Here is a 20,054-nt window from a genome sequence, read left to right on the forward strand (position 1 = left end):
CTCATCGTTTTCTCGGGTGAGCAGCCACGTCGTTGCCCCGCTTACGGTTATGCCTACGGTTGTTGCTACACTGGCAATCGTACCTCTCCGCTTCGTCGTTCCCTGCTCATGCTTCTACGCTCATTCAGGTCTTACCGGTCGATGTCAGTTCGGGTCATAGGGATTTGTCGCTGTGTCGAGCCGATATACATCCTCTATAGCATCGAAATCATCATCGAACGCATACAGATAGCCAAGCCCCTCGGTTTGCATATACGCGATAATACAGGAATCAACGAACGAGAGAGGCTCGTGCTGTCGGAACAGGGCTTTTCCCGTCGCGAAAGCGTCAGCGTTGAGTGAGTCGATATGGAAGCAACTGTTCTCCTCTATTCGGTCCAGAAGGTCGACAGCAGCGTTGTGACCTGCATGGGTCGTGAGCCCGTTGAGAGTTTCCGCGAGGACGTAGTCGAGAACGACCGCTTCGGGGAGAGACCCTCTATCGGTACCTTTGAGGATGGGGAGTGCAGCCTCATGTGAACTATCCCGCCGATACACCGCTGCGAAGAGGACCGTTGTATCGATCAGTGCACGCGGCATTTACTCAACGTCGACGCCCCAGACGTCGTGATCCTTCCTCACATCAGTCGTCTCCTCACCATCGTAGCCGTCGAATTCCGCAAATGTTCCCGTTTGCTGTTGTACCACTCGGATTCGGGCAGTCCCATCTGCTTCGAGGTGCCACCGAAGTTGGTCGCCGTCATCGATTCCAAGTTCACGCCGAACACGAGCGGGAATATTCGCTTGATTCCCCGAGACCTTGCTTTCGGCGTCGACTCGATCGCTGCTCATATCTCTCAGTATGAGATCAGCCGTGAAAAGCCTAGTGTGTCATCACACTAGACCCGGTGCATAGATTCATTGGTTGTCTAGTCATGATACGTTCTCGCACTTGACCATCTTCCCGGGCTTGTTGGAGGGGGTCTCGTAGATTTGCTGAAGCGCCTCCTCAGCGACGAGCAAATTTGATCGTTGAAAAACTCACGACCACTGGAGGCGGTGTCCGTCGCGATAGAGGAAGAAGGCGAACGTCAGTGCGAGCGTCATATGCAGCAATCTGGTCGAGATTGCGCCGAGCCTCAGAGCACCACGTTGATCCCCTGTTCGGCTTGTGAGAGTTGTCCCATCCGGCTGGGCCGGTCCACAAGTTGCGGCAGGTTCTGGATGGCTCTGGCGAGCGACTGCTGATTGCCCGGCAGGCGCTCCAGCAGCACGTTCACCGTCTCGGAGCCGACGGTCGCGGTTGAATTGTCGGACCGCGACGAACCCAGTGGCTATCTAGTCAAAGAGCGAACATCTCTTGGAGACGAGAAGAGCATCGAGGTAACTTGGAATCAATCATATACAGCAGCGGATGCTTCACTCTCTTCACGCTCGCCGATCCGATAGCGTGTCTCCAGAGGGTAACCTTCGTAGCGTGCAAGCGCAAGATGGAGGGCGACTGCAACGGCGAGCAAGCCGAAGTTCCAGATAGGAGAGTTGTAGTAGATGACGTCGATGATTATGTGTTCGGGGTAGACTGGCCAAAACGGGGCGAGCGGTGCCGCGATGTCGGGCGCAGAGAGCAAGTCCGCGAAGATGTGACTGACGCCCCCAGTGAGTAACCCAGCCGTGGCGAAGAGGAACACCGTCTCTGTGGGGATTGTCGTGCTTCTAATCCATCGATGAGTATTGAAGTGGGCAGTAAGCCAGCGTGCGGCAACAGCCCCACTGAGAACGCTGACGAGTGCAACGAACAGCACGGTATGGGTCACGCCGTGATGAGAGACTGGGAGATAGTGTTGAAGGACCAAGTCAGAGTCTGGCAACATCGCCGTCACCAACGTGAACCCGGTAAATCCGAGGGCACCACGATGACCCCAGAGGACCCACGCAGGAGCGGCGAACAACAGTGCCATCGCGAAATGCCCACTCACGTCTACCATGCCTCAAGAACAAAGGGGTCGGGAGTATACGTATTCTGGTTTGTAGGGCTCCCTCCTCAGGAGAGAGGAATGGCCTTGTTGACACCCTTCATCGACGACAGCCTTGTGAGGTGTTTCACCCCAGACAGGAAAAGTCGTCAGAGCTGGGCTCCTCTCCCTCCGGCCAGGCCTCCATACTAGCATCTTGAGGGTAGTAGAGACTGCCACTGTTATCCCAACCCCACCCAGCATCTTCAAGAATTTGTCGTGCTTGATCCGTGTCCGATCTCTCGCCTGCGATTTCGGTCAGAACTTCCTCGTTGTACCACGGGTGTTCTTGGGAGTTGAACGTAGCATGAGTCACCACCTCTGATTCGCCAAATGCATATGTTGCATTTAGCGTCTGTCGGTCGATCATGTGGGAGAGAGCCTGCCGGAATTCAGGAAACATCCCCGGTGCGTATGACATCTGAGGCATCACTCCGAACGGCAAATGCGCCACGCCAGTGATGACCTGCACACTGTCGCCCATCTGTTCCTGCAACTGTTGACCCGCCTCCGGGTGAAGGGCGACGGCTACGTTGAGTTCTTCATTTTCGAACGCACGGACTACCCCATCCGTACTATCGTACAGTTGTAGCAGGATCGGTGTATCGGTTTGGTAGGTTGGATGTCCGTCATGAGGTTCAAGCCGCATATTTTCCTGATTGTTATATGCCGTGATTTGATAGGGACCTGCGCCAATCATCGGATCCTCGAAATCGGTTGGATTATCTTCAATACCCGCATCGACATAGGGTGCCTGCGGGAGGACTCCATAAATCGAAAGGCTCGCTGTGAGCAGTGTTGGGGCCGGATCTTCAGTGTTGAAGCTCACTGTACTGTTATCGATAATTTCGACAGTAAGATTTTCTGGAAGATTCGTCCACTGATAGTTGCCAGCGTGGTACTGTTCAGCTAGGAATTCGTAAGTCCATTTGATATCTTCTGGTGTAACAGGATCACCGTTATGGAAGGTTGCTTCACGGAGGTTAAATGTAGTAGATGTTCCGTCCTCTGAAACTTCCCAATCTTCTGCCAGAACAGGTACAAGCTCATAATTAGAATTATACATGAGAAGTGGCGAATGAGTTAAGCTTGTATACAGACCCATGGAGTCACCATCAGCCACAGTTGGATAAAAGCTGCTCGTCAGATGCTCTGACGGTAGATTAGCGATAAGACTGTCTGTACCACTTTGAGCACTTACACCTGCTTCTACGAGTGCGGCCCAATGAGTATCAGTCAGTCCGGCCGAACCAGTTTCAATGGATTGAATCTGGGAAGTGTTAATGGCAGCGGTCGTTGGACGCTCAATAGTTGGAATGAACGCGATATCCGATGAAAAAACACTCATTGCTTCACCGACAACTTGTTCTCGCTCCTCAGTGGTACCTGTAGAGGCCTGTTGCGCAGCAAATTCAGAAAATTCACAGCTGGCATAGTTTGTTGGATTGTAGTTGCCATTTGCACCTGCAAAATCAATACTATAATTGGTCAACAGTTCGTTTGGATCAAGTCGCCCTGGCGAAGGACCATGGCTATTTACTGCAATGTGAAAGCCACGACTATCGTTAGCGACTGCATCCAATCCTTCAGCTGTGGTCATCGGCATTGTTTCAATTTCAATACCGAGCTCATCGGCAGCAGTTCGGATATTTGAGATCGTCTCTTCAAAGAGTACGGTCGGTGGGCCTTGGTCGGACCAATACTGGAACGTTAGTGTAGGAACACGCTCGCCCAGATCTTCTGTACCACCCCCGCCAAGACAACCAGCGAGAGCAGCACCAGAGGCTGCCCCAATTGTTTGTAATACTCGGCGTCGACTGACACTTTGCTCCGAATCTCGCTTGCCATTTGGTGGCATACACCAAACACACAAGTCAATTGAGAAAAAGATTTCGGTAAATATCTTCCTGCTGGCAGCTACTATCTGGTCTAATCATGCGTCGAAGTACAGATATCTTATGTGTAAATATAAACTGATGATCCAACACCGATATAGTGATAAACTTGATTTATTTTTGAAATTAGTAGAATTATTGTGTATTATTCATTGTTATCATTTCCAACAGATACGCGGGGATCGATAACTCCATAAAGCAGATCCACAAGGAAATTACCTAGAATAACCCATACAGCTGCGACGAGGAAAACAAATTGGATAACAGGGAAGTCCCTCGCTAATACAGAGTCAACTAACAATCGTCCAATCCCAGGCCAATTAAAGACGATCTCTATTAGGACAAGCCCACTGATGGAACTGGCTAGTGAAATTGGATATAGCGTCACGACTGGGAGCGAAGCATGTCTCATGAGTTTGCGCAGTAGTGCTGGTCGTGGGAGTCCCTTCAGCCGGTGATAGTGAAGAAATTCTTGATTACTTACCTCCACGACACTGTTACGCATGATAAGTGCCGGATACTGCATGAAATAGAGTGTGATTGTGGCAAAGGGTAGTGCATAGTGCATCCAAAATTCCTTCAGGAAAAATCGGTGCCAGAAGGGTTCACCTCCGATCATAACCGCAGTTTCTGTTGAGAGCATGCCTGAAGTCGGAAAGATGTTTATCGTTTGGGAAAACGCTGCGATCAGCAGGATACCTAGGAAGAAGTCCGGAATCGAGTGGAATACCGAGACGGTAATAATGCTTGATTTTTCAAAGAGGCCACCCCGATATCGTCCGATAACCGTACCAACTAGACTACCGATAATATATGTCGCTGTTATTGCTGGGAACACTAGAATAGCTGAATTGATAATACGGGGGCGAACGAGGTCCCAAACTGGCGCATTATGCCGAAATGATTGACCAGCATCTGCAGTCAAGAGGTTCGTTATGTATCTAACATACTGTTCATGAAGTGGTGCGTTCAGGCCCCATTTCGCCTCTAATCGAGCAATTTGATCCGCATTCATCCCCTGTTGAACAAGCAGGGATGAATAATCACCCGGCATTAATCGGAAAAACACAAACAATGATGAAGCGACTAAGAAAATGAGTGCCACTGTAATAGCTGTCCGGTGAGCAAAATATCGGAGACGACTCATGATACTTCTCCTTCAATTCCCGTAATCACTGATAATCGACTATTATCCACCAATACATCGTAACTGATGTTAGTATGCGGTTTCATTGTGCTTGCTCCGTCTTTTCGGTAGAATGATCATAGTAGAGATGACATGCTACTGTACGATTAGTATCATCTGAAAGAGCCACATCCATTGGTGTCTGATCACAGACGTCCATCCGTTCGGGGCAGCGATTTTTGAACCGACATCCCGCAGGCATATTAATCGGATCACCCGGTTCACCGCCAACAGCTGCCCGTTCACGTTCATAGTGTGGGTCTGGAATCGGAATAGACTGGATGAGTGCCTGCGTGTAGGGATGTTTAGGCTCGGTTAACAGTTGTTTAGTCGGCGCTTCCTCTACAACTCTACCAAGATACATCACATTGATTTTGTCACAGATATACGAAACCGTCGAGAGATCGTGAGAAATATACACCATAGAGACACCAAATTCATCAGTAAGTTTATTTAGAAGGTTTAGAATCTCTGCTTGAGTCGACACATCAAGCATTGATGCTGGTTCATCTGCTAAAATGACGTCCGGTTTGGTGATGAGTCCGCGTGCAATAGCAACACGCTGTTTCTCACCGCCTGAGAGCTGATTGGGAAACCGACCAAGATACTTTTCGGCAGGTGTCAGTCCCACTGATTCTAGCATTTCCTTGATTTGACCAATATCATAGGCGATACCGTGTATTTCAAGGGGTTCAGCTACTGTTCGACGGACACTGAACTTTGGATCTAATGAATTGAATGGGTCTTGGAAAACAATCTGGACGTGCCGACGAAATTCCTTCCACTCTTCTTTAGTGAACTCTGACACTGGGTCTCCGTGAAATAAAAGTTGGCCATTGGTTGGTTTATAAAGCCCGATAAGTGTTCGGAGTAATGTGGTTTTCCCACAGCCGCTCTCACCGATAACGCCCTGTACCTGATTTTCCCACAGCTGCATGTTCACACCATCAACAGCTTGGACAAACGTTGGGCTCTTTCTTGTAATTCGGTTTTTAACAGTATCGAGAAGACCCGATGATGTGTTAAAGTACTTTTCTAATCCTCGTAGTTCAAGGACTGGTACATCGCTACTCATTGAATGTCCTCCAAAATGCTCCTTCCTTCAGCTGGTTTTGTAAGGTGATCCGCTGCCAGTTCATCCATTTCATTGGCTCTGATACACCATGCTTGATGGTCCTCATCACCCTCAACTGATTGAGGGTCCGGGGCACCCTCATAGCATTCTGCAATAGACCACGGACATCGATCTGCAAACGTACAGAAATCAGGCTTTTCCCGCAACTGTGGGGGATGTCCCTCGATGACGGCTAACTCTCGATCAGGATATCTCACGTCCGGGAATGCGTTCTGAAGCAGGATAGCGTAGGGATGACGCGGTCGGTCGAAGAGATCGACGACATTGCCTGCTTCCGCAATTTGCCCACCATGCATTACTGCCATTGTATCGCAGTTCTCGAAAACGACTGAGATATCATGGGTAATCATCAACATGCTAATTTCCCATTCTTCTTTCAAACTATTGATGTGGTCGAGGATCTGGTCCTGCATAATCACATCGAGCGCCGTTGTAGGTTCATCTGCGATGATGAGACTAGGCTGGAGAAAAAGCGAGAATGCGATGATGGCCCGCTGTTGCATTCCACCAGAGAATTGATGAGGGTAATCATGGATCCGTGATTCCGAGAGTCCGACCACATCGAATAGTTCGCGGAGACGATCAATCGCCTCGGCTTTGGAGAGGTCAGTATGGTACTTTGCTATCTCAACGGCCTGCTGACTCAACTTCATAACTGGGTCAAGACTATTCATTGACGACTGGGGAATAACCGATATCTCCTTCCAGCGAATTTCCTTGTTGAACTGTGATTCCGAATAGTTCTGAATTTCCGTTCCCTTATATCGAATCGTGCCAGAAGAAATCTCACCGTTGTCGTCAAGGCCACCGACGATCGCGTCAGCAATGGTGCTCTTGCCACAACCGCTTTCACCAACTAACCCGAAATAATCATGCTCGTCAATAGTAAATGTGGCATCATTGACTGCGTGAACGGCGTTATCTCCACGGGTTTGATACTCGATATCGACGTTGTTGAATTCAAGAATTGGATCAGACATCTTACACCACCACCTCATCATCCCCGCTCGTACCTTCATAGCCCCGACCGAGAAGATACAGCGATAGTACTGTAAGCGAAATCATGATTCCTGGCGGGAATGACCACCACCAAGCATCAGCGACACGACCCGATTGGTGTGCATTCCGTATCATTATCCCCCAAGTTGGTGTGAACGGATCAGTAACGCCGATAAATGACAAGCCGGCTTGTTCAAGAATCGCTAATCCGACTCCCATAGCAAAGAAAAGTGCGGCCATATTGGCAATATTCGGTAGAATATGTTTTCGGATGATCCATGGGGTGCTAGCTCCAGAGGCTTTGGCCGCCATGATGTATGGTCGTTGTTTTATTTGTAGTACTTGAGAACGTATCACTCGTGCAATAAAGCGCCAGAGAACTAATCCGATAATCGCGATCGTGGTGTAAAAGCCTGCACCGAAGAAGGTGATAAGAACGATAGCAAATGGAATGAACGGAATACCATACATGAAGTCCACAAAGCGCATTAGCACGCTTTCCGTCTGACCACCGATATAGCCCGCTGTAACGCCAATAGATAACCCGAGAACTAGCATCAGGCTTCCGGCCAGTAGTCCAGTGATGAGGGTGGCTCGCGCTCCAACGAGGAGCCGTGAAAGCACGTCTTCACCCCGATCGTTCGTCCCTAACAGGTGGTCTGCCGACGGTGGCGAATAGCGGTCTAACTGTCCATCTGCAGTGAGTTGTTGCTCATTGTAGTCATATGGTGCAACTAATGGTCCAATAGCACCTGTAAATAGAATCAAGATTAAGCATGCGAATGCAAGTTTAGTAATTCGCTCACGTAATAGGTTTTGTAATGTCTTCTTTGCAAGGATGCTAAGATCGCCGCTGGCAGATTCCTGTACTTTTCTTACTATATTCATATTATCTTAATAGTACACTTATTCAAATCATATCCCGTACACCCAAAACAATGATTTACATTTTCGTTTACCATAGAGATATGCGTTAACAACCAACAACCAGCGATCCATATTAAGTATTTCGTTAGACGAGGTCGTCTCCGTCTTTAATCAGCGAGGGAATCCCCCCTTCGGAAAGAGCGGGAATCGCGTACGTCCTACTACGCACCCGCCGGAATTGTCAGGTGTAGGACCCTACGTCCCGTAGCTACGCCCGTCGCAAGAAGGTGGCAGAATAGTCACTGATGCAGATGGTCGGTTGCGCAACCACAGGACGTCTTAGCAGGGTAGATGAATTGAACGCAGTTGCAGTCGCCACCGTTCTCAGTGGGACCACGCGACTGTTCTTTGTTGAGACGGGCCAACAGTCACTGGCGTCTGGAATTGGGAACGATGCCCCGACTCGTCCGAGACGGACCGTGTGAAACCTTATATGGGTGCGTAGCAGGGCTGGAGCGTGAGAACACCGGTAAGAAGATGCTCCGTTGGTTTGGTACTCTAACAGGCAAGCCCTTCACAGCAGGGTGGGTGACTTCAGTCATATAGTGAACTATCCCGCCCTAAAGGATGGAAGGGAGTCACCTTTTGCACTTGGCCAGTTCCGCTTTGATAGCACGGCAACCCTGGTTCCCATATAACCGTGTCTCAACGGTCCCATTGCGCATAAATAGTAATACAGGTCCCGCAGTAACCTCATATTCACTTATTAAGAAGTCTTGATGATTTGGCCCATACACCGCAAACGGCATTACTTCGTGAGTACCTGTAAAAATCGATTCAAGGTCCGTTTTCGTCTTATCACATGGAGGGCACTCATCAAGCCAAATATAGACGATCGCTGGAGAATAGATCACTGTCAAGTGTGGAATGTGCGGTGCTGGTATCGGTATAAATGATTCAGGAACTCCTTCTAGTAGCGTCTCTGTATCACGGAATAAGTATAATATTGGCAGCAATGATAACCAACTATCAACTGGTGATCTCATTGCCGTACCAGCAGGATCCAGATGATCATAGAGCGCACATAATTCAGCGATAGATCGGTGATCCTCAGATTCAAGATTCAGGAATGGTTCGACAAGTAATTCCTCTTGGATTCGATTGTTGATAATACCGGACAGTTCTTCTGGTAGGAGTCCCCGTGTTTCACGACTATATTTCTCAACTGTGGATTCAAACTGGTCTGTTGTTGTGATTCCTCCATTTTGTAGGGTCAGTACCCCGGTAGTGAACAGCAACTCGCTGGTACTCCCTTTATCCATGATTATTCATATTATACTAGTGGTATAAAGAGTTCCCCCCGAATCAGCTATTGCTCACATCGGGTAATCATGTATCCAGGGACGCTCCCGTTCTATGGCTGCGCTGATTGCCAGTACATCGTCATCTGCATGTCTGCGGCCTACTACTTGCATTCCAATGGGGAGCCCATCCTCTGAAAGTCCTGCAGGAACAGCCCCAACGGGGTGACCCGAGAAATTGAATGGCTGAGTAAGCAGCCAGCCTCGAAGCGGTTCGATCTCGATCCCATCGATCATTGTTGGAAACTCACCGTGTGGAAACGGCTGGACACCGAGCGTCGGAGTTATGAGGATATCGTACTCCCGGAGGAGATCAACGATTCCCTCATATACTGTTGTTCTCGTCACATCTGCGCGCTTGTACTCTTGAGTTGTGACTGACTCACTCTCTAGAATGGTTTTGACAGTAACTGGTCGAAGTTTCTCTTTATCTGTGCCACGTGGGTCTAGTCCGTAGATGGTTTCCAAGTTGTCAAATAACGATTCCCAGAGTACCTTGGCAAACGTATAGAAGGCATCAAGAACGTCGGTTTGTTTGCAGTCAAACTCCGGATTAGCGTATTCGACTACGGCACCTGCATCGGACAATACCTCGACGGCCTCATCCACGACATCCCGGACAGTTGACTCGACTGGGTAGATCTGTAGATCAGGGCTGTAGGCCACTCGAAGGTTATCGATCGATCGCTCGGTGGCCGCGACATAGTCCGTTCCATCATCCGGAAGACTGAATGGATCATCTGGATCTGGTCCTGACATTACATTAAGCATTAAAGCTGCATCCGCCACTGTTCGTGCCATTGGACCGGTGTGTGAAAATGGTGTATGATCAGAGAACGCATTGGGTCGACTCACACGTGGAACACGGCCAAACGATGGTTTCAGGCCAAACACACCACAGCAAGAAGACGGAGTACGAATCGAGCCACCGGTATCCGAACCTTGGGCAAGCGGGACTAATCCGTCTGCTAATGCTGCACCAGCGCCGCCTGAGGAACCGCCGGCGATTTTTGTTGGATCAAACGGTGTCCCTGTCGGCCCAACGGTGAGATTGTCTGTAGTACAGCCAAGACCAAACTCGGGGGTATTTGTCTTACCAATCACAATAGCACCAGCTGCTTTGAGTCGTCGTACAAACTCATCATCTTCTTCAGCGATATGGTTTTCAAATAATCTTGAACCAAATGTCGTCCGAATATTTGCGACATTATTCAGATCTTTTATAGCTACCGGGACACCATGAAGGGGCCCCAATGCGTTCCCTTCTACTACAGCACGCTCGGCTTCTTGGGCAGTTTGTCGTGCCTGTTCGGCAGTAGTAGTGACAAATGCGTTTGTTCGATCATTGTATCTATCAATGCGATCCAATAGTTCGTCAACGACCGTCACTGGGGAACGATTACCGGTACGTATTTCTTGGGCAAGGTGGGTGGCCGAAAGTGTGTGTGTTTTTGGCATACCATTATATGGTGAGGTGAATCGCTCAAAAAGGTTTCTGAATTGGTAGCGTATCACACGAGAACAAATAGCTTATTATGTCTCGATCACAATTCCTTGCTTCATTCGATGGTTATCGTACGTGATTTCGATCGCCCGTCAAAAGAGGTGATCAGTGAACTTTCGGAGTACAGTACAGCTGACATCCACGAAGCACTGGGTAAAACGAATGCCATGGCACCCGATATTGGTCCCATTAGTGGGGAGGAGACCGTCTGCGGACCTGCATGCACTGTACAGGTCCCACCTGGCGACAATATGATGGTCCACGCGGGGGTTGATTATGCGCAGAAGGGAGATATACTTGTAGTCGCGACTGCCTCTGACCGTGCGGCAGTATGGGGGGAACTGTCGACTCTGAACGCTCAGAAACAAGGGCTCGCTGGTTTCGTTTCCGATGGTAACGTTCGTGATTCAGCATGGCTTGCGAATAACGAGTTCCCAGTATTTGCGCCCACGATCTCTCAGGCAGGTGCAGTCAAAGAGACACCTGGATCGGTAAACGTTCCTGTTGCTGTTGGTGGTGTTGTCGTTTCACCGGGAGATATTCTCAGTGGCGATTCCGATGGCATTACCGTAGTCCCGCGTGAAAACGCTTCTGAGATCTTAGAAGCTACAAAAGCAAAAGCTGACCAGGAGGACTACCTACGACGACAGATACACGAAGGGGAGTCTCTCTACGAACTTCTTAATCTTGATAAGAAAATCGCTGAGCATGACGTACAAATTGTTGATTCTGTCAATGAGGGATAGAACAAGTGAATATGTATGCAGTTCAATAATGTTCGACAGATAGCGTCCATTACGCTCTAGAATCTATTGATTTGGAACAAAGTCGTGCGTTTCATCACCAGAAAACTTGCTCGCACGATAGTCGTTTTTGAGCGTTCCAATACCCTCGATTTCCACCTCAACCACATCTCCACCACTGATCGGGCCGACACCTTCTGGTGTTCCCGTAGCGATAATATCACCCGCTTCGAGTGAGATTAGTTCGGTGATTTCAGCGATGAGTTCCGGGATATCAAAAATAAGGTCGTCAATAGATGACGATTGTTGTACCTCGCCATTGAGTCGAGTTTCGACAGTTGCACCATCTGGCAGATGTTCAGGTGTTGCCAGTACCGGGCCAATTGGTGCAGAGTTGTCGAACGATTTTCCGCGTACCCAGTTTTGTTCAATACGCTGATCATCGCGATTCGAGAGATCATTAACGCATGTATATCCTGCAATAACCTTTTCTGCATCTTCTATGGAAACATTTCGACATTGCTCGCCAATAACCACCCCAAGTTCACCCTCAAAATCGACACGGTCTTTGGATTCCGGAAGGGTAATTGTATCCCGATGGCCGGCGAGAGTATTGGGTGTTTTGAAGAACAACAATGGCCGTTCTGGAATATCTGAATCTGTCTCCTTAGCGTGATTCGCGTAGTTCAATCCAATACAGATAATTTTCGAGGGGTTTGTTGGTGGAAGCAGAGACACATCCTCAAGATCGAACCGTTGATTACCGAATTCAACTGAATTGCCGTTCCACTCACCAGTTCGTATACTGCCTGCCGGATCTAGGAATCGTGCAGTTTTCATACCAAGTCATATGCTGGCACAGTACAATATAAATGTATCTAGATTTTACAATAATCCTACATTTGACAACCCAGTTGGCAGCCTCGTTCTTTTCCTTGTACTCAAGCCAGCAAGTTCTTCGAGAAGGTGCTGAAACGTTCGGCGGCTGGTTCAAAAAGCGCAAGAACTGTAACTCAAACGCAAATCCACCCGTTACTAGAAGTGTGGCGACCACCCACGCTTTCCCGTAACGAAGTAACAGAACAACATCAAACACTCTTCTAAGCACAGCAAACACCGTCTCTCCGAAGACTTCAACGCTTAAACAACACCGCTCAGACTTCATCCTCGCAGAATACGAGACGCGACCGGACGTGAACGACGCGATGAACATTCGTCAAATGATAACATAGAATCCTCTGACAGAGGATATGGTAACAGTCAGCTGGCATGGCTAGTAATCTACCTGTTCAATCAAACTTCGGGATATTTCATATCAAAATAATATAAGGAAATAAACTATACTCTCCTTACACTTGAAATTTCCACGTCTTCAGGCGCAAGAGACGGTCAATGATTATTTTCGATATAATTCTCGAGTTTCATTGTGTCAAGTTTGTCAGCTATTGTCTCAAGTCGTTCATCAAGATACTCAACAAATTCTGCAGTATGCTCGGTCACAGTTGCTCCCTGCGGAGAAGGCTCGATAAGTTCACTTTTTTCGAGAATTCTAAGTGAATAGCGGACCTTGTGATTCTTATATCCACCCTCATTCGACAGCTTTACGATCCCGATAGGCTCATTTTCAATGACTCTACTCAGAATATCTATATGCCGTTCGATAATTATCATCTCTTTTTCTAATTGATTTAGCATTGTTCCACTTCTATGTCACTCTAAACTATAGTGTTTGGTATTCTCTCTCATCCGTACATGCGAGCTGCTCATGGTACGCGCCAATCACCACAAGGCAGCCAACGCCTATGCGGTCGCGCGGACTTCGAGGACCTCGTGCGGGTCTCGCTCAAACCGGTATCAAGTAATTTTGATCATTACGATCGTCAGTAGTGGTTCGCTCAGTATTGCCGCCGCGTCGCCGTTCTCGAAGTTCTCCAGAAGATCCACTAAACCGTACAGCGGTCAGTCCGGCTGCGCTAGCAACGAGTCTACCTAAAACAGAATCAGACGGAGTATCGAGTCTTGTGCAACAGTCCCTACTGGAGAGCCACGATGTTGCACAAGGCGTTGTCTGACTAATCACACCGTGGTGTGATATACTTCCGAAGGTAGAACCAGCAAAATCGTTTCTACTCCCTCCACTACTACTACACCAAGGGAAGGCTGCTCGGAGTTGTGACTAGGAGCGGAGGGCGTGCCCGGGGTGGTTGTCGGAAGCTCTGCTCCTTGTTGTTGTCCCGTTGTTAGGAAATCACGCCTCCTGCGGGGGGTTGCTCAATATCCCGATCACAACGATCGTGATAGCGGTCGGCTGCTTCCTCATTGATGACCACGAGTTTCTTCCCGCGTCGTTTCGTCTGCTCAACCTCGTCTTTTCCGAGCTTTTCGAGGAAGTTCATGACACGGGCCACAGTTTGCGTGTGGGGCTTCGTTCCCTCCATCGCAGTCAAGACCTTCGTGATGGTTCGACTATCGAGCACAAGGCCAGCAGGCGCTCTCTCGGCGTAGTCCTGCACGTCCCGAGCAATGAAGCGCGCGCGTTTCTGGTTGGTCGTGAGCTCGCGATCGACGACGTGCTCGGGAAGCGTACAGATCCGCTCTAATGGTGTCTCCGTAGTCGTGGTCTGGGAGGCTCCGTTCTCCTCGGCGTCAACGGTGGTGGTCGCTGTGGGCGTCTCCTGGAGTGTCGTTTCGAGCTCTTGGGTCTGGTCTTCGACCTCGGTGATCCGTCCGCGAACGTCGGCAAACTCCGAACCGGCAAAGCGCTTGTACTCGGTGAGCTCTGCTTCGAGTTCCTCGATCCGGTCGTCTTTGCGTTCGACTTCGGCCTCGAGTTCCGCAACGCGATCGGTGAGCGCCTCGAGCTGTTCGTAGACGGCCTCGAGGGTTAGTTCCTCAGTCGTCGGCTGGTCAGTAGCGGTACTCTCGGTAGGTGTGGTGGTTTCATTCATCGGAAATGTGGTGTGTCACAAATGAGACGATCGAGCCCGTCTCATGGCTGGCAAGCGATTCGACCGCGTGGCTCAGCGGGGTGACTCCACGCAGGACAAGAGGTGCTACAGGCAGGGCTCTCGGTGGGCGTACAGTGCTGGCGCTGTGCGAGAGCCCGCCCATTGCTGGCGCGGGTTACTCCTGGCGCTGGTGGAGCGGTGTACGAGCGCCCGTGCGTGTGGCCGGGCTCGTGGCACGCTGGGTCTGGGTGATCGCAGGGTCGCCGTCGGGATCGGTCTCCTCGGCGGCGTCGGTCGGATCACCCGTACACGCCCGGACGTGTTGGGGCCACGCACTCATCCCGATCTGAGTACTGCAGTGCGGGCAGGGCTGGGTTGCCTGTTCGCCCTGGCAGGCGATTTGGCAGTTCCCGCACTGACGGGCCGTACTCGCCTCGGCTTCCGCGAGTGGCACGGGCGTGTACTGGGCGTCGCTCGTGCAGTTACAGAGGGGCTGACCCTCGCCGTCATCGATGTGATAGACGGCGCTGGCGGGATTCTGGATGTGGGTATCCCGGAGGAGGGCTGTCGGGGGGTCTTCGTTGTGGGCTTCGGCCGTGCCTTGGCTCGGGGCGCTTGCATCGAGTGTCGTGATTTCGCCGAGTGTCTGAAACTCGCCCTGGGTGCAGACGTCCAGCGTTCGAGTGAGCCGAGACTGGAGGAGGTGTTCGCTCAGGCCCAGCGTCGGGCTGGTGAGCTTCTCGGGGGTGCACTCGCGGCAGTAGATGCGTTCGATCGCGAAGGTGGGGGCGTCCTCCTGGCGGGCAGCGTAGATCGTGACCTGTTCGCCTTCTCTAAGCGTTCGGTTGCAGGCGGTACACTCGGGATTGGTTTGTGAGAGTCGCGCGCCGGCGAACAGTTGGGTGGTGTCGGTGCTGATTTCGGTCAGCATCGGTCGGCCACCTCACAGTCCTCGGCGTGGAAACCCTCGCGGTGAAGATCCTGCTCGCGGATGGATTCCCGTTCGCAGGCTTCACAGCGCCAGTAGGTGGTGGCGTTAGCGACTGTTGGGGGTTCGATGTGAGGACCGGTGATTCGGGTAGTTTGTTCGGAGGCGATACTGTTTTCTGGGGCTGAGTTGCTAGTGCTCATTGCTTCTGTTGGTCCAGAAGCGCGGTCCGGTGTCTCTATCACCGGGCCAGATTGATTCTGGCGACTTTTGCGCTTCCAAGTTTGATTATAATCGACTGGCACTTATAGCTTTGTATTACAAACTGCAATAAGAAACGCAAAATGATTTGTATTATAAACGATAAGATACTATGTATCACGTATGCGTATTCAGGTCCAGCAAATGGTTAACGAGGATTACGAACCTACTGAAAAAGACGAACTCATCCTAGAGGCTCTAAAAGACGGAAGAAAGGAAAAAAAGCCCTGGGGACGAGCAAACCCCACTTGGCTTATCGAAAAAACAGAACTCGATAAGGGAAATGTCGAGTTTTGTCTCCGTAGTCTAACGAGTGCCGGGTGGATAAAACGGACTGCTCGTGGTCTCTATGAGTTTGTAGATGACCCTCGAGAATAGCGAACTATACTCAAAGACCCCCGTAGTTTTCAGCCAACAGGTACCTAATCAGCTCCCGTCGCGCTTGTTATTCTTCATGACGCTTCGCAATCAACAGCCTGCGTAAGGGCGATATACAGAAGCACCTCCAAGTAGCACTGATTTTGTCATCTCGCATTACGAGGGTCACCGTTGGCATGCAATCCAACCAGATATTAGTCTCAGGGATGGTCAATGTATTGTCAGAATTGCTTAGCAACCTACTTCTGATCAAGCTGATTTCAAAGCCATCAATTTATTACGTAGGTAGAAGAGATAATCTCCTATGGAATTGGGGGAACAGGAGCCATTCACATATGATGGCCGATTGGTTTTTAACGGCATTTATACCACAAAAATTATCAATTCTGATTTAGATTTTCAGGAAGTAATCAGTAACGACTTGACGAATTTTTCCGACGGTTCTATTGATAACCCTGGGCACGGTTATCAAGTTCTTCCATTTTCTCAATTCATGGAAGATACCTCTGTTAGCCCTAAGATTGAGCGTGAATTAGGTGAGATCCATGGTTTCAGATACTTGGAAGAAATATGGGAATACCATGAAGTTGCTATAAATGGGTCTACTGAGAACCGACCTACTTTAGCCAAAAATTCATCCTTCGATGCATATTGGGCTTACCCTGACTATTTCTTTATAAAGGGTAATAAAACTGAAACTCGAAAAGCAGAAGAACTAGTCCAATATGCCTTAGATGATTACATACAAATCAAAGAAATCAGTTTCCATCCTGAGTTCTTACTCTGGCTTTTCTCGAAGGAGAAAAACGGAGATGATCTTCCTGGAAGTATATCAATCAATATGCTGACCGACGCAGAGATTAGTGGTGAAAGTCCGGATCTGCTTGGACAGCATAGTAAAGTGACTGACTCAATAGATATTACTAAATCTGCCCTCGTGTTAATCGGAGTGCTTCAACAGAAAGGACTTGTAGCCTTAGAGGGAGTATTCGAAATAGGTGGACAATTCGTTCGAGCACGTATCTCAACTGATGGACGAATCCACATCAAAGCCGATCATGCAATTAAAGGGTCATCCGATTTTGAAAGAATCATCTTATCTCTCGCCTTTATGAGGAGCTTTACAGGTCTTTATCAATATTGGGAGGACCTTGATGCTGAAAATCGTTATCCACCTGTTGAGTTTTTCATAGATCTCTACAATGAATGCGATAGACAAGGGATTGAAATCAATTTCTCTATAGATGATGTTATAGGAAAATTCAGGAAAAAAGGAAGCACAGAGGAGTATGAACAGTATCAGTCTGGGCTGGCTGATTTTAATAGATAACTAGTTATGAGACCAAATCCTATACTCTATGAGCATGGAGATAGAGAGGTAAACTACTATGGCCGTCGCTAACCTACGCAGAGCGGATACGGCCGGCCCTACTTGGGAGGGTCTCTTACCAGAAACTTCTACAGAAAATCTTTCAATTGAATTTGTCGAATCTGAACCAGCCGAACCCCTCTGTGAGAATTATCCGTTCGATCAGCAGATTCACAAAGGCACAGCGATCTACAAAGAACCATCACAATACACTTCTGGACGCAATATATCTCTTGATTTTGAATTTAGAGATGGATCAAATCTACTTATCATTGAATTGAAAACCGATGTTACGTCTATTGATTCAATTTATAGCTCTTTAGCCGATATAGTTCCTACTGAGATAACCATCTATCGTAATCTTCATGCTGCAGAGGATTCTCTTTGGGATTTCTTTTCCCAAGCAGATAGGATTCTAAAAATCCACGTTCTCGACAATGGATTTGAGGTTCCATATCAAGAAATTGAGGGTGTCGATAAAGAAGATGTTATCGGCAATTACGCTATTGAGACGGCAACAGTCGGATTTCAATATCAAGACGAGTCAATTCTTGTCAAATATGACCAAGGAAAACTCCAGATTGAAGCTTCTTCTGAAGAAGGACGAGAATACATCATACAAGTTTTTGAACGTGAAGTGCTAGCTGATAGTTAGCTCAATTTCATGGCAAGCGGAGATATCTCTTATAGATCATCTATTCTCCTTTCTACTAGAAAATTCATATCTCACTATAGGGCAACGAATGCACAATACGTAGCAGTTACTGGTGCATCTATTATTTTTGGGCTCTCAGGCCTTCCATCACTCCAACCTCGCCAAAATTTACTAGCTATACTCGCTCTGTTATTTATCATTATTTCTATTCTATATCATTATATCTCTGGCAGACCTTTCGGTATTGATCTTTCTTGTACACCGACTCACTTAGTAGATGGACAGCGTCAGCCAGACAAAATTGCAGAGAACAGAGATCTGTTACTCCTCCAAGATGGATCTTGTACTCTTCATGGACACATTCAGCTATCAAAGCTCATTTCACAGTTCAACATTCAATTTTCGCCCTCTAATGAAATTAACGCTGATCTCCGAAATAAGCCTAAACGAGAACATACATATTTACCACAAGACGGCATTCTAAAGTGCGAAAAAGTTTCTGAGAGAAACTTTCCTTGGGTACTTGAAATCTATTCTAATAGTTCGGTATCTACCAATGATCGGTATCATAAATTGGAGCTTATAGATCTGGATAGTAATCGGACTTTAGCCAGATTTGATGTTATAGATGTGTCGTATTAAACCCACTTACCATAATTGCTATCCCCAATCTACGTTAGCATGGTAAGGTTTCTGTATGACCAGGATACCACCAGACCGTACTTCTTCTACTGCTCGACGAGAACCTGTATAACGATCCCGAGGCTCGTGAGCAGAATAGCCAGGAATAGTACACCATTCAGTAACCCTGTCAGTGCATATTTGAATCGAGCCGAATTTTGGCGCACTACTCGCTTGTTCTGGTAGATCGCGTCGCTGTACGTCCTAAGCATGATCTCCGCATAGAGCTTCTCGCCAATATCGTGATCCGCAATGTCCTCGGCAAATTCCCGTCGTGGCCCGTACTGAAACACGCTCGAGAGATACGTGATAATCGAGAACACTACTGAGACAGTCAACGCCAAGAGTCCCAGTACCAACGTCGTGAACAACGACAGTTCGGAAACGAATCCATCTGCAACTCCGACATCGAGCACGAACGACGCACCAGTAAACAGAAGCGCAATAAGAATCGCCAAGTAACGAGTGAGATACTCCGCTTTGTTATCGATGTCATTGAGCGTCTGAATTTGGACGTCAATCATACGCTCGTACCGGTCAAGAGCATCCAACTTCTCACTTGCATTCGTCTGCGTATGTGGTGTGACGGAAGCGGTAGAACCCGAAGTATTGGTTGTAGTCGCACCCTCCTCACCCTCCGTATGGTCCTCTGGTTCGGTCAATGTTATACTCCTAGTTGTGTCCAGTATTTGCGGAGATACGAATCAACACCGTTACCGGGTGCGAAATCCGGATATCGTTCACTGAATGCCGCCTTCGCTGTCGCGTAATCCTCATTCGGAATGACTTCTTCGCGCTTTGCGAGATACAGTAGTGCAAGTGCCGGTGATCGTGATTGCCCTTGGTTGCAATGAATGAGGACCTCTCTGTCTGGCAGATGCGTATCAATGAAGTCGAACGCTGCTTCTATGATTGGTTCTGTGTACTCGTGGGAAAGCGGTCGGTTCATATCGACGAGGTTGAGATAGAGGTCTATTTCCCGGTCGGCAACGAGGTATTCTGGATGATCGGATGAAAGCGATCCGCGATATCCAACAGCATCCTGATGACAGCTGTGTTTGCAGGCGTGAACGACAGCCCAATCCGACGGAGCAGCGTGGCAATCTCGGTCGTCACCAACGTAGAGCCCGTCATATACTTCTTGCATATAAGT

22 protein-coding genes and 1 pseudogene are annotated in these 20,054 nt (G+C 48.7%); 5 read left to right on the top strand and 18 right to left on the bottom strand.

The window, feature by feature from the left end; translation table 11 throughout:
- Positions 1-144: 144 nt before the first annotated feature.
- The 11 genes from HAPAU_RS18995 to HAPAU_RS19030 all read right to left on the bottom strand — a co-directional run bounded on the left by HAPAU_RS18995 (position 145) and on the right by HAPAU_RS19030 (position 10,892).
- Entirely contained in the window at positions 145-579 is a 435-nt protein-coding gene (locus HAPAU_RS18995) for a PIN domain-containing protein (RefSeq protein WP_066385731.1), read from the bottom strand.
- Positions 580-831 carry an AbrB/MazE/SpoVT family DNA-binding domain-containing protein gene (locus tag HAPAU_RS19000; RefSeq protein ID WP_066385733.1) on the bottom strand — a complete coding sequence of 84 codons (252 nt, stop codon included), beginning with the start codon at positions 829-831 and terminating at the stop codon, positions 580-582.
- Between the two features lie 287 nt (positions 832-1,118).
- On the bottom strand, positions 1,119-1,259 hold the full coding sequence (locus tag HAPAU_RS21360) for a hypothetical protein (RefSeq protein ID WP_157078569.1): 141 nt from the start codon (positions 1,257-1,259) through the stop codon (positions 1,119-1,121).
- A 114-nt stretch (positions 1,260-1,373) separates the two neighbouring features.
- Complete coding sequence (locus tag HAPAU_RS19005) at positions 1,374-1,964, bottom strand: metal-dependent hydrolase (protein ID WP_066385735.1); 591 nt, start codon at positions 1,962-1,964, stop codon at positions 1,374-1,376.
- Positions 1,965-2,079: 115 nt separating this feature from the next.
- A complete protein-coding gene (locus HAPAU_RS20655; RefSeq protein ID WP_084383913.1) occupies positions 2,080-3,849 on the bottom strand; it encodes an ABC transporter substrate-binding protein in 1,770 nt (589 codons plus the stop codon).
- A 182-nt stretch (positions 3,850-4,031) separates the two neighbouring features.
- Positions 4,032-5,033, bottom strand: a complete 1,002-nt coding sequence (locus HAPAU_RS20660) for an ABC transporter permease (RefSeq protein WP_084383914.1) — start codon at positions 5,031-5,033, stop codon at positions 4,032-4,034.
- 82 nt (positions 5,034-5,115) lie between these two features.
- Positions 5,116-6,147, bottom strand: a complete 1,032-nt coding sequence (locus HAPAU_RS20665; RefSeq protein ID WP_084383915.1) for an ABC transporter ATP-binding protein — start codon at positions 6,145-6,147, stop codon at positions 5,116-5,118.
- The gene (locus HAPAU_RS19020) at positions 6,144-7,187 is read right to left on the bottom strand and encodes an ABC transporter ATP-binding protein (RefSeq protein WP_066385740.1); all 1,044 of its coding nucleotides are present in this window, start codon (positions 7,185-7,187) and stop codon (positions 6,144-6,146) included. The genes HAPAU_RS20665 and HAPAU_RS19020 overlap by 4 nt, the downstream gene beginning before the upstream one ends.
- Position 7,188: 1 nt before the next feature.
- Positions 7,189-8,094 carry an ABC transporter permease gene (locus HAPAU_RS19025; protein WP_084383917.1) on the bottom strand — a complete coding sequence of 302 codons (906 nt, stop codon included), beginning with the start codon at positions 8,092-8,094 and terminating at the stop codon, positions 7,189-7,191.
- Positions 8,095-8,711: 617 nt separating this feature from the next.
- Complete coding sequence (locus HAPAU_RS21365) at positions 8,712-9,395, bottom strand: thioredoxin family protein (protein WP_157078570.1); 684 nt, start codon at positions 9,393-9,395, stop codon at positions 8,712-8,714.
- A 54-nt stretch (positions 9,396-9,449) separates the two neighbouring features.
- A complete protein-coding gene (locus tag HAPAU_RS19030) occupies positions 9,450-10,892 on the bottom strand; it encodes an amidase (RefSeq protein ID WP_066385745.1) in 1,443 nt (480 codons plus the stop codon).
- Positions 10,893-11,000: 108 nt separating this feature from the next.
- Here HAPAU_RS19030 and HAPAU_RS19035 point away from each other — a divergent pair, with 108 nt between their 5' ends.
- The gene (locus HAPAU_RS19035) at positions 11,001-11,684 is read left to right on the top strand and encodes a 4-carboxy-4-hydroxy-2-oxoadipate aldolase/oxaloacetate decarboxylase (protein WP_066385746.1); all 684 of its coding nucleotides are present in this window, start codon (positions 11,001-11,003) and stop codon (positions 11,682-11,684) included.
- A gap of 63 nt (positions 11,685-11,747) precedes the next feature.
- Here the strand turns inward: HAPAU_RS19035 and HAPAU_RS20670 are convergent, their stop codons facing one another.
- Positions 11,748-12,521, bottom strand: coding sequence for a fumarylacetoacetate hydrolase family protein (locus HAPAU_RS20670; protein WP_084383918.1), 774 nt, complete (start codon positions 12,519-12,521; stop codon positions 11,748-11,750).
- Between the two features lie 101 nt (positions 12,522-12,622).
- On the opposite strand from HAPAU_RS20670, the pseudogene HAPAU_RS23180 reads away from it, so the two are divergent.
- A pseudogene (locus HAPAU_RS23180) lies at positions 12,623-12,904 on the top strand (RNA-guided endonuclease TnpB family protein); the annotation flags it as partial.
- 166 nt (positions 12,905-13,070) lie between these two features.
- Here HAPAU_RS23180 and HAPAU_RS20680 read toward each other — a convergent pair.
- From HAPAU_RS20680 to HAPAU_RS21370, 4 genes are all read right to left on the bottom strand, one after another.
- The gene (locus HAPAU_RS20680; RefSeq protein WP_084383919.1) at positions 13,071-13,376 is read right to left on the bottom strand and encodes a hypothetical protein; all 306 of its coding nucleotides are present in this window, start codon (positions 13,374-13,376) and stop codon (positions 13,071-13,073) included.
- Positions 13,377-13,921: 545 nt separating this feature from the next.
- Positions 13,922-14,629: a hypothetical protein gene (locus HAPAU_RS20685; protein ID WP_157078571.1), complete on the bottom strand. Its 708-nt coding sequence runs from the start codon at positions 14,627-14,629 to the stop codon at positions 13,922-13,924.
- Positions 14,630-14,804: 175 nt separating this feature from the next.
- Positions 14,805-15,560 carry a hypothetical protein gene (locus HAPAU_RS19050; RefSeq protein WP_066385750.1) on the bottom strand — a complete coding sequence of 252 codons (756 nt, stop codon included), beginning with the start codon at positions 15,558-15,560 and terminating at the stop codon, positions 14,805-14,807.
- Complete coding sequence (locus HAPAU_RS21370) at positions 15,554-15,760, bottom strand: hypothetical protein (protein ID WP_157078572.1); 207 nt, start codon at positions 15,758-15,760, stop codon at positions 15,554-15,556. Before HAPAU_RS21370 ends, HAPAU_RS19050 begins: the two co-directional genes overlap by 7 nt.
- Before the next feature lie 202 nt (positions 15,761-15,962).
- On the opposite strand from HAPAU_RS21370, the gene HAPAU_RS19055 reads away from it, so the two are divergent.
- The 3 genes from HAPAU_RS19055 to HAPAU_RS21375 all read left to right on the top strand — a co-directional run bounded on the left by HAPAU_RS19055 (position 15,963) and on the right by HAPAU_RS21375 (position 18,220).
- Positions 15,963-16,196 carry a hypothetical protein gene (locus HAPAU_RS19055; protein WP_066385891.1) on the top strand — a complete coding sequence of 78 codons (234 nt, stop codon included), beginning with the start codon at positions 15,963-15,965 and terminating at the stop codon, positions 16,194-16,196.
- A 304-nt stretch (positions 16,197-16,500) separates the two neighbouring features.
- Positions 16,501-17,526, top strand: a complete 1,026-nt coding sequence (locus HAPAU_RS19060; RefSeq protein WP_157078573.1) for a hypothetical protein — start codon at positions 16,501-16,503, stop codon at positions 17,524-17,526.
- Positions 17,527-17,584: 58 nt separating this feature from the next.
- Positions 17,585-18,220: a hypothetical protein gene (locus tag HAPAU_RS21375; protein WP_157078574.1), complete on the top strand. Its 636-nt coding sequence runs from the start codon at positions 17,585-17,587 to the stop codon at positions 18,218-18,220.
- 728 nt (positions 18,221-18,948) lie between these two features.
- On the opposite strand, the gene HAPAU_RS19075 is transcribed toward HAPAU_RS21375, so the two are convergent.
- Complete coding sequence (locus tag HAPAU_RS19075) at positions 18,949-19,563, bottom strand: hypothetical protein (protein WP_157078575.1); 615 nt, start codon at positions 19,561-19,563, stop codon at positions 18,949-18,951.
- A 2-nt stretch (positions 19,564-19,565) separates the two neighbouring features.
- Positions 19,566-20,048: a dual specificity protein phosphatase family protein gene (locus HAPAU_RS20695; protein ID WP_084383920.1), complete on the bottom strand. Its 483-nt coding sequence runs from the start codon at positions 20,046-20,048 to the stop codon at positions 19,566-19,568.
- Positions 20,049-20,054: the final 6 nt, after the last annotated feature.

Source organism: Halalkalicoccus paucihalophilus (assembly GCF_001593955.1).
GTDB lineage: Archaea > Halobacteriota > Halobacteria > Halobacteriales > Halalkalicoccaceae > Halalkalicoccus > Halalkalicoccus paucihalophilus.